12 protein-coding genes are annotated in these 12744 nt (G+C 70.9%); 5 read left to right on the top strand and 7 right to left on the bottom strand.

Annotated features, from left to right (window positions below):
- Window positions 1-27: 27 nt before the first annotated feature.
- The 5 genes from SSP24_RS20390 (at window position 28) to SSP24_RS20410 (ending at window position 4638) form a co-directional block, all read left to right on the top strand.
- Window positions 28-768 carry an ABC transporter ATP-binding protein gene (locus tag SSP24_RS20390; RefSeq protein WP_141311093.1) on the top strand — a complete coding sequence of 247 codons (741 nt, stop codon included), beginning with the start codon at window positions 28-30 and terminating at the stop codon, window positions 766-768.
- Window positions 750-2093 carry a hypothetical protein gene (locus SSP24_RS20395; RefSeq protein ID WP_141311094.1) on the top strand — a complete coding sequence of 448 codons (1344 nt, stop codon included), beginning with the start codon at window positions 750-752 and terminating at the stop codon, window positions 2091-2093. Before SSP24_RS20390 ends, SSP24_RS20395 begins: the two co-directional genes overlap by 19 nt.
- Before the next feature lie 109 nt (window positions 2094-2202).
- Complete coding sequence (locus SSP24_RS20400) at window positions 2203-2610, top strand: VOC family protein (protein WP_141311095.1); 408 nt, start codon at window positions 2203-2205, stop codon at window positions 2608-2610.
- A 26-nt stretch (window positions 2611-2636) separates the two neighbouring features.
- Window positions 2637-3767, top strand: a complete 1131-nt coding sequence (locus SSP24_RS20405) for an LOG family protein (protein ID WP_141311096.1) — start codon at window positions 2637-2639, stop codon at window positions 3765-3767.
- Between the two features lie 160 nt (window positions 3768-3927).
- Window positions 3928-4638: an LAETG motif-containing sortase-dependent surface protein gene (locus SSP24_RS20410; RefSeq protein WP_141311097.1), complete on the top strand. Its 711-nt coding sequence runs from the start codon at window positions 3928-3930 to the stop codon at window positions 4636-4638.
- A gap of 81 nt (window positions 4639-4719) precedes the next feature.
- On the opposite strand, the gene SSP24_RS20415 is transcribed toward SSP24_RS20410, so the two are convergent.
- The 7 genes from SSP24_RS20415 to frr all read right to left on the bottom strand — a co-directional run bounded on the left by SSP24_RS20415 (window position 4720) and on the right by frr (window position 12592).
- The gene (locus tag SSP24_RS20415; protein WP_141311098.1) at window positions 4720-5517 is read right to left on the bottom strand and encodes a maleylpyruvate isomerase family mycothiol-dependent enzyme; all 798 of its coding nucleotides are present in this window, start codon (window positions 5515-5517) and stop codon (window positions 4720-4722) included.
- A 24-nt stretch (window positions 5518-5541) separates the two neighbouring features.
- Window positions 5542-6564, bottom strand: coding sequence for an ABC transporter ATP-binding protein (locus SSP24_RS20420; RefSeq protein ID WP_141311099.1), 1023 nt, complete (start codon window positions 6562-6564; stop codon window positions 5542-5544).
- Window positions 6564-8237 carry an ABC transporter permease gene (locus SSP24_RS20425; protein WP_141311100.1) on the bottom strand — a complete coding sequence of 558 codons (1674 nt, stop codon included), beginning with the start codon at window positions 8235-8237 and terminating at the stop codon, window positions 6564-6566. The genes SSP24_RS20420 and SSP24_RS20425 overlap by 1 nt, the downstream gene beginning before the upstream one ends.
- Window positions 8213-9295 carry a thiamine ABC transporter substrate-binding protein gene (locus tag SSP24_RS20430; RefSeq protein ID WP_141311101.1) on the bottom strand — a complete coding sequence of 361 codons (1083 nt, stop codon included), beginning with the start codon at window positions 9293-9295 and terminating at the stop codon, window positions 8213-8215. The genes SSP24_RS20425 and SSP24_RS20430 overlap by 25 nt, the downstream gene beginning before the upstream one ends.
- Before the next feature lie 229 nt (window positions 9296-9524).
- Window positions 9525-10631: a dual-specificity RNA methyltransferase RlmN gene (gene rlmN / locus SSP24_RS20435; RefSeq protein ID WP_141311102.1), complete on the bottom strand. Its 1107-nt coding sequence runs from the start codon at window positions 10629-10631 to the stop codon at window positions 9525-9527.
- A gap of 279 nt (window positions 10632-10910) precedes the next feature.
- Window positions 10911-12035 carry a phosphatidate cytidylyltransferase gene (locus SSP24_RS20440; protein WP_141311103.1) on the bottom strand — a complete coding sequence of 375 codons (1125 nt, stop codon included), beginning with the start codon at window positions 12033-12035 and terminating at the stop codon, window positions 10911-10913.
- Window positions 12035-12592, bottom strand: coding sequence for a ribosome recycling factor (gene frr, locus SSP24_RS20445; protein ID WP_014675285.1), 558 nt, complete (start codon window positions 12590-12592; stop codon window positions 12035-12037). Before frr ends, SSP24_RS20440 begins: the two co-directional genes overlap by 1 nt.
- Between the last annotated feature and the right edge of the window lie 152 nt (window positions 12593-12744).

The following is a 12744-nucleotide window of genomic DNA, read 5'->3' on the forward strand; positions in this document are numbered from 1 at the left end:
TACGGATCCGAACTGAGGTGTACGCCCATGGTGGCTCCGCCGGACAACGACGTCCTCTGGGCACGCGCCCTGCACTTCCAGCACCCCGACGGCTCCCCCGGGCTGAGCGGTGTCTCGCTGGGCGTCCAGGTGGCCGAGATCCTCGCCGTCACCGGCCCGCGCGGCAGCGGCAAGAGCACGCTGCTGGCCTGTCTGTCCGGCCTGCTGCGGCCCCGCGACGGCGAGGTCTGGTTCAACAGCGTCCCCGTGCACACCATGGGCCCCGTCACCCGCGAACGGCTGCGCCGCGACCGGTTCGGCTGGATCGACCCCGCCCCCGTCCTCGTACCGGAGCTGAACGTCTGGGAGAACGCCGCGCTCCCGCTGATGCTGCGCGGCACCAGTCGGCGGCGGGCCAAGACGGTCGCCCTGGAGTGGCTGGACCGCCTCGACGTCGGCAACTGCGCCCGCCGGCGCCCGCACGAACTGCGTCAGGCCGAGCGGCAGCGGGTGTGTATCGCCCGTGCGCTGGCCCCCGCGCCGACGGTCCTGTTCGCCGACGAGCCCACCGCCCCGCTGCACCACGCCGACCGGGGGCACGTGCTGCGCACGCTCACCACGGCGGCCCGCTCGCACGGCATCACGGTGGTCCTTGCCACCCACGACCCGCAGACCGCGGCCCAGGCCGATCGCACCGTCTCCCTCCTGGACGGTCGGTGCGTCACCACCGTGCACCTGCCGCCGGTCCCCGAGTCGGAAGGCCGGGCCGCGTGCTCGCTCTCCGTCTGACCCGCAGTGCCCACCCGGCCGTCCAGCTGCGCCGCCTGCTCGTCGCGGCGGCGTCGGCCGGAACGGGCCTTTTGCTGCTGTGCACCCTCGGCTACGCGCTCAGCCACCCGGACGATCCCCCCGCCGCCCTGCTCCGCCTCGGCTGGTGCACGGTCCCGCTGGCCGCCACGGTCCACTTCGCCGTCGCCGTCGCCCGCACGGACCCCGGCACCCGTCCCCGCCCCGGCCTGTCGGCGATCGGCCTGGGCCCGGCCCGCCTGATGGCCGTCTCGGCCACGACGACAGCTCTGTCCACGGCCCTGGGCTCGATGCTGGCCCTCCTCGTCTTCCTCCACCTGCGCGGCGACATCACCGGCATGCCCTTCGACGGAGCGGCGGCCCAGTTCCTGGCGGCGGGCCGGCCCCTCCCGGTTCCGGGGACCCTGACCCTGCTGTCCCTGGTCCCAGCAGCCGCGTCCCTGTCGGTGGCCCTGGTCCTGCGCCCGCGCGAGCCGAGCCCGGCACCGACCCGGGGCCCGCTCAGGGGGTTCGGCCGCTTCGGGGCGTACGGGAGCGGGGCGATGCGGGAGACGTTCGGGGCGTACGGGCGTTTCGGCGCGCATCTGAGGCGGGGGCCGCGCGACGACGAGCGGCAACCACCCGCGGCCGCCGCCGAGCAGGAACCCGTCGGCCCCGCCGCGGGCGCACCGTCACCGTCCGCCCCCGAAACCTCGGCCAAGCACCCCAACCCCACCGCCACCCTCCCCTGGAGCATCGCCACCCTCGCCGCCGGTCTCGCCGTGGAGGCCTACGCCGGAAACACCACCGCCACCACCGACATGCCCGGCGGCCTCACCAGCGGCCCCGTGGGCGTCCTCCTCGGCTGGCTGCTCACCGCGATCGCCCTCGCCGTCGCCGGCCCCGGCATCACGTACGTATGCGGCCGCCTCCTCCAGACCCTCCGCCCCGGCGCCCTGCGCCTCCTGGCCGGCCGTGTCCTGATGGAGGAGGCGTCACGCATCGGCCGCCCCCTCGGCATCGTCTGCGCGGTCGCGTCCGCCGCCTACGCCATGGCCGCCCTGCAGAAGCCCGACGGCCCCACCTTCGGCCCCCTCACCACCCTCGGCGCACTCCTCGTAGGGGGCTGCACCCTGGCCACCCTGCTCACCACAGCCGTGGAGGCCAAGCACGCCCGCGCCGACACCACCGCGGCCCTGGTCCGTCTCGGCGCCCCCACGGCCATGCTGCGCGCCGCCGCCACGGTGCGGGCCGCCGCCCTGGTCGCGGTGTTCGCCCCGCTGACCCTCGTCGTCGCCGCGCTCGCCGCACAGCCGCTGACCCGCTGAGACGCCCGCTGAAAACTCGTACAAAAAAAGTCCACGCCCGGCGATGAGTTCCGCACCACCCCCGGGTCTACCCCACCGAACGGCACAACACCGATGGGAGAGACCGCAGATGTACCAGCAGATGATCTTCGTGAACCTGCCCGTGAACGACCTCGACGCCTCGAAGAAGTTCTTCACCGAGCTCGGCTACTCGATCAACCAGCAGTTCAGCGACGAGAACGCGTCGTCGGTCGTGATCAGCGACACCATCGTCGTGATGCTGCTCACCAAGCCGTTCTACGCGACCTTCACGCAGAAGGAGATCGTGGACGCCACGAAGACCAGCGAGGTGCTGCTGTGCCTGAGCGCGGAGAGCCGCGAGAAGGTCGACGAGCTGGTAGAGAAGGCGGTCGCCGCCGGCGGTACCGCGTCGGACAAGGTGCAGGACCAGGGCTTCATGTACGGCCGGTCCTTCGACGACCTGGACGGCCACACCTGGGAGGTCGTGTGGATGGACCCGGGGGCCATCGAGGGCTGAGCGAGGCGCGCGCCTAGCATGGGCGGGTGCACGCCACGCCACCCGCCCACGCCACCCACACCGCCTCCCACGACCGCGAGATCGAGTCGCTCGCCGAGTTCGACGAGGTCGTCGCCACCCACGGCACGCTCGTCCGATTCCGCGTCCAAGCCGTCGATCTGACGGCCCGTACGGACGCGCTGCTCGCCGTCGACGTCACCGGCGCCGTCTTCCTCGGCTGCCCCATGACGGACGCCGCGGCCACCCGGGTCGCCGCCGCGGGCGCCCTGGTTTTCCCGCCCATACCGGACCTGCCCTTCGATCCGTACCGCGGCTTCGTCTACACCCCCGACGAGCTGTTCGACGGCCTGGAGAAGGGGTACGAGGGCACGCCGGACGCCTTGTCCTACGCCTGGTTCCAGCAGACCAAGGCCGACGGCGACGTCTTCGCGTCGATGCTGCGCGCCGTGCACGACGACGCCATCTCCGACGCGCTGGACGAACTCCTCGTCGGCGCACGGGTCGTGGGTGTCATGGGCGGGCACGCGATGGCGCGCGGCACGGAGGCGTACGCCGGTGCCGCGCGCCTCGGTCGTGAGCTGGCGCGCGCCGGGTTCACCGTCGCGACCGGCGGAGGCCCCGGCGCGATGGAGGCGGCGAACCTCGGCGCGTACGCGGCTCCGCACGCCGACGACATGCTCGACCAGGCGCTCCAACTCCTGGCTACGACCCCGATGTTCGTACCGTCGATCACCGACTGGGCCCGCACCGCCTTCGAGGTGCGCGAACGCTGGCCGGACGGCGGGCCCTCGGTCGGCATCCCGACCTGGTTCTACGGCCACGAACCGCCGAACGCCTTCGCCGCGCACATCGCCAAGTACTTCGCCAACGCCACCCGCGAGGACGGCCTGCTGGCCCGCTGCACCGCCGGTGTGGTGTTCCTGCCGGGCGCCGCCGGCACCGTACAGGAGATCTTCGACAACGCGACCCCGAACTACTACGAGTCGCGCGGCGAACCCACCCCCATGGTCCTGGTGAACCGGGAGCACTGGACCGACCGGCTCCCGACCTGGCCGCTGCTCCAGTCCCTCGCCCGGGAGCGGTCGATGGAGGCGCGTATCGCGCTGGTCGACGGGATCGAGGAGGCTCCGGACGCGTTGAAACGTCTTGGCGGTTAATAAGCGAGCAAAGCCAACGGACAGAGCGCGCCCACGGATTGACACTGCTTATGGAGCGCTTATAAACCTGAGCCTCCTGGGGAAGAAGGGGCCCCGGCGGTCGCTGGTGCCTCATCTGCCCCTCAACCCCCCGCAATTCGCGCATCCATGAAGGACAAACGTGTCCATAACTCGCCGTACCGCACGTCGTTCCGTGCGCATTCTCGGTGTCACCGCCGCCTCCGCCGCGCTCGCGCTCGGCGCCGCGGGCAACGCGCTCGCCTGCAACATCGGTGATTTCTCGGCCGAAGCCAAGTGCGACGGCACAAAGGGCGTCATCACCGTCACGGACGTGGATCCCGCCGGTGTCCCGGCGACCGTCACCGTGTACCTGCAGAACAACAACGCCGACGAGCGCAGGGTCGGCGAGCAGGAGGTCAAGGGCTCCCGCGAGGGCACCACGATCACCTTCACCGAGGACTGGCAGCCGAACGCGACGTACCGCATCCACGTCAAGGCCGCGCGCTACGTGGACGAGGACATGCCGAACCTGGTCACCCCGGCCACGGCCTGCACAACCAAGGACACCCCGACGCCGACCCCGTCGGAGACGACGCCGGAGCCGTCGGCCACCCCCTCGACCCCGGCCGAGTCCGCTACGCCGACCCCGTCGACCCCGTCGACCCCCTCGGCCTCCGAGGACGGCAGCACCCCGCCCGCAGCCGCCGCGAGCAACGCCCCGTCGCCCGCGGCCGGTGACTCCAACCTCGCCGAGACCGGCGCCGACTCCAACACCGGCCTGATCGCCGGTATTGCCGCGGCCCTGGTTGTCGTGGGTGGCGGCGCGGTGTTCTTCGGCATGCGCCGCCGTGGGGCGAACAGCGACCGCTGACCCCTCGCGCACGGTGTGAGCAACAGTGGCCCGCCCCCTCGCCTCGTGTGAGGGGACGGGCCATCGGCCGTACGGCGGCCCTCAGCCGAACGTCGCCCGCTCCAGCCAGAACTCCAGCAACTCCCGCTCGCCCAGCACCTCCACCTCCGCACTGTCCAGCGGCAGCCGCCGGTAGAACGCCAGCAGCACCGAGGTGAGCGGTCCGCGCAGCGCCACCGTCGCCTTCTCGTGGCCGCGCCGCCAGACGACCCCGTCCTCGGTGAGCTCGACGATCCACTCGGCGTCCAGCTCGGGCCCGGTGTCCGTGGCGTGCAAATGGATGCTTTTCCCCGGCCCGCGCAGCTCACGCGCCGCGTCGTGCGGCATGGTCCGCTGCACGAACTCCACGATCTCCAGCCACTCGTCGATCGCATCGGCGGCCACATCGGGAGCCACCTCGTACGGCAACCCGGCGGCCAGCGTGGCGTCGGCACGGTGGACGGTGATCTCGTGGGTCATCCGCCGCGCCCAGAACCCGGCGTCGGGCACCCCCGCCCACCCCCACACCTTGGCATGCGGCCCCGCCTCCCGCAGCGTGCCCACGACCCTCTCCCCGGCCTCACCCAGCCAGGCGTCCAGCGCGGCTGCGTCCCCCCGCACCGCGGGCCCGTCGGCCCCCGGCACCCGCTCCTCCGGGATCTCCACCTCGGACCGGGTGCGCACGAGCAGCTCCACCCACATCAGGGCCTGGCCCATATGCCGCACGAGCTGTTCCAGGGACCAGTCGGGGCAGGTCGGCACGGTGGCCGAAAGATCGGCCCCGGAGGTCACGACAGACCTCAGCAGACCCACCTGATGGGCGATTTCGTCGCAGTAACGGTCATGTGCGAGTCGCGTCATGCCCGCACTCTACGAGCGCCCGGATCAGCCGAGCACGACGATTTCCGCCGCGTCGAACTCGACGCCCACCGTCTCCCCCACCTCCGGCGCCTCGCGCAACGCACATGCCGCCTCCAACCGGGGCGCGCCGTCGACGGGTTGCAGATGTACGGCGACATGGGTGCCCTTGAACGTCCGCGCGGCCACCGTGCACCGCAGCCCGGCGTCCGCGGCCACGAGGCGCACACCGGCGGGCCGTACGAGCACCGTCCCCGGCCCTTGCGCCGCGCCCTCCGGCACCGGCAGCTTTCCCCAAGCCGTGTCCGCGATCTGCCCGCTCACGGTCGCGTCGACCACGTTGTCGAAGCCGAGGAAGCGTGCCACGAACTCGTCCGCGGGCCGCTGCCACACCTGAAGCGGCGTACCGGACTGCGCGATCCGCCCGTCGCGCATCACCACGACCCGGTCGGCCAGCGCGAAGGCCTCCCCCTGGTCGTGCGTCACCGCGAGCACGGTCGTCCCCAACCGGCCGAACAGCTCCCGCAGTTCCACCACCAGCCGCTCCCGCAGCGACCGGTCCAGCTGGCCGAGCGGCTCGTCCAGCATCAGCAGTCTCGGCCGCGGCGCCAGCGCCCGGGCCAGGGCCACCCGCTGCTGCTCACCGCCGGACAGCGCGGCGACCGCCCGGCGCGCGGCACCGGGCAGCCCGACCAGGTCCAGCAACTCCCGGACCCGGGACTCCTGTTCGCCGCGGGACGCCCCGTGCATGCGCAGCCCGAACGCCACATTGCCGCCGACATCCCGCTGCGGGAACAGCTGATGGTCCTGGAACATCAACCCGACCCCCCGCTGATGCGCGGGCACCCCGGCCTGGTCCCGCCCGTCGAGCAACACCCGCCCGGAATCCAGCGGTTGCAGCCCGGCCACCACCCGCAACAACGTCGACTTGCCGCTGCCGCTGGGCCCGAGCACGCACACCACCTCGTGCTCGGCGACGGACAGATCCACCCCGTCCAGCACGGCCCGCCCACCGAACCGTACGGTCGCCTTCTCCAGGCCGAGCAGCATCAGAACTCCCCCGTCCGGTCGGTCCGCAGCCGCTCCAGCACCAGCAGCGCCACCGCGCACACCACCATCAGAATCGTCGAAAGGGCCATCGCCTGCCCGTAGTTGAGATCACCGGGCCGCCCCAGCAGCCGCGCCACGGCGACCGGCAACGTTGGATTGTCCGGCCGCGCGATGAACACGGTCGCCCCGAACTCCCCCAGCGACACCGCGAACGCGAACCCGGCCGCGACCAGCAACGCCCGCCGCACCATCGGCAGATCCACCTCACGCCACGCCCGCCACGGCGACGCCCCGAGCACGGCCGCCGCCTCACGCAGCCGTACGTCCACAGCCCGCAGCACCGGCAGCATGGTGCGTACGACGAACGGCACCCCGACCAGCGCCTGCGCCAGCGGCACCAGAATCCACGAGGCGCGCAGATCCAGCGGCGGCTCGTCGAGCGCGATCAGGAACCCGAACCCGACCGTCACCGCGGACACGCCCAGCGGCAGCATCAGCAGCGCATCGAACCCGCGCACGAACCGCCCCGCGTCCCGCCGGGTCAGCGCCACGGCGGCGAGCCCGCCGACCAGCACGGCGATCGCGGTGGCGACGACGGCGTACGACAGCGAATTGCCGATCGCGTCGATCGGCGGGACGAGGAAAGTGCCGCCGTCGTCGCTGGTCAGCGCCCGGTAGTAGGCGAAGCCGGGCGCGTCCAGGGAGCGTTGCACCAGCACGGCCAGCGGCAGCAGAAGCAGTACGGCGACGGTGACCAGGACACCGGCCAGCAGCGCCCGCTGCCCGGCCCCGCGCGGCCGGCGCGCGGTCACGGACGCGTCCACCAGCCGCAGGGCGGTCTCCCGCCGCCGTACGGTCCAGGCGTGCACGGCGAGCACCGCGCCCACCGCCATGAACTGGACCATTGTCAGCACGGCGGCGGTGGTGAGGTCGAAGACCTCCGTCGTCTGCCGGTAGATCTCCACTTCGAGGGTGGAGAAGGTGGGCCCGCCGAGGATCTGCACCACACCGAAGGAGGTGAAGGTGAACAGGAAGACCATCAGCGCGGCAGCGGCGACGGCGGGCGCGAGGGCGGGCAGGGTGACGGTCCGCCAGGCGGTGAGGCGCGAGGCGCCCAGCATCCGCGCGGCCTCCTCCTGCCGTGGGTCGAGCTGCGCCCAGAGTCCGCCGACCGTCCGTACGACGACCGCGTAGTTGAAGAAGACATGCGCGAACAGGATCGCCCACACGGTGGTGTCCAGCCGTACGCCCCACAGCTCGTCCAGCAGCCCACCGCGCCCGACCAGCGCCAGGAACGCCGTACCGACCACGACCGTCGGCAGCACGAACGGCACGGTCACGACCGCCCGCAGCACCTGCTTGCCGGGGAAGTCGAACCGGGCGAACACATACGCGCCGGGCAGCGCGATCAGCAGCGTCAGCGCGGTGGAGGCGAGGGCCTGCCAGGTGGTGAACCACAACACGTGCCGGATGTCGGACTGGGTCAGTACGTCGACAAGTCGCCCGAACTGCCAGGTCCCGTCGGCCTTCAGCCCACGGCCGACGATCGCGGCGACGGGGTAGGCGAAGAAGATGGCGAAGAACGCGACGGGCAGGGCGAGAAGCCCGAGCCGCGCCGCGCCACCCCGCTTGAAGCGCCTCCTGGCGGCTACTTCAGTACGAGAGACGTCCACGACTTGACCCACTCGTCACGGTTTTCGGCGATCTTCGCCGGGTCCATGGTCTCGGGATCCTCGGCCTGCGGGCCGTACTTCACGAACTCCTCGGGCACCTGGGCGCCCTCCCGCACCGGGTAGACAAACATGTTCAGCGGCATGTCGTCCTGGAACTGCTTGCTGAGCAGGAAGTCGAGCAACGCCTTGCCCCCCTCGGGGTTCTGCGCGTTGCTCAGCAGCCCGGCGTACTCCACCTGCCGGAAGCAGGTGCCGGTGGCCACGCCGGTCGGGGCCGTCTTCGGCTTCGGGTCGGCGAAGACGACCTCGGCGGGCGGCGAGGAGGCGTACGACACGACCAGCGGCCGGTCGCCGCCCGCCTTCTTGCCGCTCGCGGAACCGGAGAACTCCTCGTTGTACGCCTGCTCCCAGCCGTCGACGACCTTCACGCCGTTGGCCTTCAGCTTCTTCCAGTAGCCCTCCCAGCCGTCGTCGCCGTACTTGGCGGCGGTGCCGAGCAGGAAGCCGAGGCCGGGTGAGGAGGTCGAGGCGTTCTCGGTGACGAGGAGGTTCTTGTACTCGGGCTTGACCAGGTCGTCGAGGGTCTTCGGCGGGTCCAGCTCGCGCTCGCTGAAGTAGGCCTTGTCGTAGTTGACGCAGATGTCGCCGGTGTCGACGGGCGTGACCCGGTGCTGGTCCTGGTCGACCCGGTACTCCGGCTTGACCTGGTCGGCGCCCTTCGCCTCGTACGACTGGAAGAGGTCGTTGTCGAGCGCGCGGGACAGCAGGGTGTTGTCGACGCCGAAGAGTACGTCGCCCTGCGGGTTGTCCTTGGTCAGGATGGCCTTGTTGACGGCCTGGCCGGCGTCGCCGTCCTTGAGGACCTTGACCTGGTAGCCGGACTGCTTCTCGAAGTCGGCGATCACGCTCTTGGACACGACCCATGAGTCGTGGCTGACGAGGGTGACCGTCTTGGAGTCCCCGGAACCCCCGCTGCCGGACTCGCCGGACCCGCACGCGGACAGCGTGAACAGGCCCAGCCCGACGGCGACGGCTGTGAACTTCTTGGTGTTGCTCACTGATGTCCTCCTGGCTGACCAGGAAGAGACGCGGCCCTGCCCGGGACCTCAAACGGGTTCCCGGGCAGGGCGCAACAGCTTGAGTGACGACCGATCTCCCTACCCAGAATGACCTGGGCGAGGTTCAGAGGGTCTGCGGCCCACCAAGATATGGCTGCCGCACTCTCAGCGCTGTGGCGCTCCCCTGCCGGAATATGCAGATGAATATGAAGATGTGTACGGCGTCAGACTACCGCTCGGTGGCCGCGAGCTGACCACACGCCCCGTCGATCTCCTGACCACGGGTGTCCCGGATCGTCACCGGTACACCATGCGCGGCGATGGCCTCGACGAACGCCTTCTCGTCCTCGGGCCGGGACGCGGTCCACTTGGACCCGGGCGTCGGGTTGAGCGGGATGAGATTGACGTGCACGGGCCTGCCCTTGAGCAGCCGGCCGAGCCGGTCACCGCGCCAGGCCTGGTCGTTGATGTCCCGGATCAGCGCGTACTCGATGGACAGCCGACGCCCGGACTTGGCGGCGTACTCGAACCCCGAGTCGAGCACCTCGCGCACCTTCCACCGGGTGTTGACGGGAACGAGGGTGTCGCGCAGCTCGTCGTCGGGGGCGTGCAGCGAGATGGCCAGGCGGCACTTGAAGCCCTCGTCGGAGAACCGGTGGATCGCCGGGACGAGCCCGACGGTCGACACGGTGATGCCGCGCTGCGAGAGCCCGAGCCCGTCCGGCTCGGGGTCGGTGAGGGCGCGGATGGCGCCGACGACGCGCTTGTAGTTGGCGAGGGGCTCGCCCATGCCCATGAAGACGATGTTGGACAGCCGCGCGGGCCCGCCGGGCACCTCGCCGTCGCGCAGCGCCCGCATGCCGTCGACGATCTGGTGCACGATCTCGGCGGTGGACAGATTCCGGTCGAGCCCGGCCTGCCCGGTGGCACAGAAGGGGCAGTTCATACCGCACCCGGCCTGCGAGCTGATGCACATGGTCACCCGGTCCGGGTACCGCATCAGCACCGACTCGACGAGCGTCCCGTCGAACAGCCGCCACAGCGTCTTGCGAGTGGTGCCCTGGTCCGTCGACAGATGCCGCACGACGGTCATCAGCTCCGGAAGCAACGCCTCCCGCAGCTTCCCCCGCGACGCGGCGGGGATGTCGGTCCACTGCTCGGGATCGTGCGCGTACCGCGCGAAGTAGTGCTGCGAGAGCTGCTTGGCACGAAACGGCTTCTCACCGATCTCGGCAACAGCGTCCTTGCGCTCGGCAGGCGTGAGATCGGCAAGATGCCGCGGCGGCTTCTTGGCTCCGCGCGGGGCGACGAATGTGAGTTCTCCGGGCTTAGGCATGGCTCAACCAGTGTCGCAGATCGATTGCGCGGCCAGTGCCGCCGCGAAGTCGGCCGGCAGCTCAGAAGAGCCCGGCGACCAACGTGACAACCCACGCGCCGTAATTCTTCAGCCGGTGGGAGAAGCGGCAGTACAGCCTCGGCCTTCGCCGCCCACCCTGGTCGATCAGCGTGTCACACCACCGGCACGGCAGATCGCCGTGATATCTCCCGTCGTCCCCCAGACGCGCGCCCCATGGGCGGACCCTACAGGCCCACCCATGGGGCGGTCACCCAACGATCAGCCAGAGCCCACGAACAGCACCAGCAACAACCACACCACCGGCGCCGTAGGCAGCAACGAGTCCAGGCGGTCCATGATGCCGCCATGACCCGGCAGCAGCGTGCCCATGTCCTTGATGCCCAGGTCGCGTTTGATCATCGACTCGCCGAGGTCGCCCAGCGTCGCGCTCGCGGCGACCGCGAGGCCCAGGAGCAGGCCCTGCCACCACGTGCCGTCGTCGATCAGGAACTCCATGCACAGCGCACCCGCGGCCATGGCGAAGCTGACCGCGCCGACCAGGCCCTCACGGGTCTTGCCGGGACTGATGCGCGGGGCGAGCTTGTGCCGCCCGAAGCGCCAGCCGACGGCGTAGGCGCCGGTGTCGCTGACCACGGTGAGCAGCAGGAACATGAACACCCGCTGCGGCCCGTCCTCCGCGGTCAGCATCATCGCGACGAACGTCGCCAGGAACGGCACGTAGAAGGCCGCGAAAACCCCGGCCGTGACGTCCTTGAGATAGCCCTCCGGCGGTTCCGTCATCCGCCAGACCAGCACCGCCAGCGCGGTGAGCGCCATCGCCATCCACGCACCCTCGGCGCCCCGCACATACCCGGCGACGACCATCGCCGCACCGCCGACCGCGAGCGGAACCAGCGGCGCGTGAATGCCCTTGCGCTCGTCCAGCCGCTTGGTCAGCTCCCACAGGCCCACCACGACGGCCACCGCCACGACCCCGACGAACACCGCCTTGACGATGAACAGGGACGCGATGATCACCGCACCGAGCCCGACCCCGACCCCTATCGCCGCACCCAGGTCACGGCCCGCACTCTTCTTCTGCGGTGCGGGCGCCGGCTGAGGGGCGTCGTGCATGGGCTCCGGATTCTGCGGCACCGTGCCGTAGGGCGGCGCCGACGGGCTCTCGTCGCGGAACAAGGGGCCGCTCAGCCGAGCGGCCCCCCGGTCGTCATCCTGGCTTCCGCCATGAGCGGATACGTCGGGCACGATGGGCATGGGGCGAGTCTGCTGCGCGTCAAGCGCATCGTACGTGGGACCCGCCGGGGCGGCCCCCTGGACAGGCCCTCGGTCGGACGGCCCCCAGTACCCGGCGTGGGGCGGCGCCCCCCAGGGAGAGTCGTTCATCAGACCTCGAGCAGCTCGGCTTCCTTGTGCTTGAGCAGCTCGTCCACCTGGGCGACGTACTTCGCCGTGGTGTCGTCGAGCTCCTTCTCCGCACGACGGCCCTCGTCCTCACCGACCTCGCCGTCCTTGATCAGCTTGTCGATGGCGTCCTTGGCCTTGCGGCGGACGGAGCGGATGGACACCTTGGCGTCCTCGCCCTTGCCCTTGGCGACCTTGATGTACTCGCGCCGGCGCTCCTCGGTCAGCTCGGGGAACACCACCCGGATGATGTTGCCGTCGTTGCTCGGGTTGACGCCCAGGTCGGAGTCGCGGATCGCCTGCTCGATATTGCGCAGCGCGCTCTTGTCGAACGGGGTGACGACCGCCATCCGCGGCTCCGGCACGGAGAACGAAGCCAGCTGGTTGATCGGCGTCGGCGCGCCGTAGTAGTCGGCCACGATCTTGTTGAACATCGCCGGGTGCGCACGGCCGGTGCGGATCGCGGCGAAGTCCTCCTTGGCGACCACGACGGCCTTCTCCATCTTCTCCTCGGCCTCGAGGAGGGTCTCTTCGATCACCACTTGCTCCTGCGTGTCTTGAGTAGGCCCGGCTGCGGTTCCTTTGCGGCGGCGGCCGGCTGCGTCGCGTCTTCTTCCTGCACGGTTCCCGACCGGCAGACCATTGTCCATCCCCCGGCCAGGGTCCGTCCCGTCCGTCCCCCGTACAGGTG

The organism is Streptomyces spinoverrucosus (assembly GCF_006539505.1).
GTDB classification, from domain to species: Bacteria; Actinomycetota; Actinomycetes; order Streptomycetales; family Streptomycetaceae; genus Streptomyces; species Streptomyces spinoverrucosus.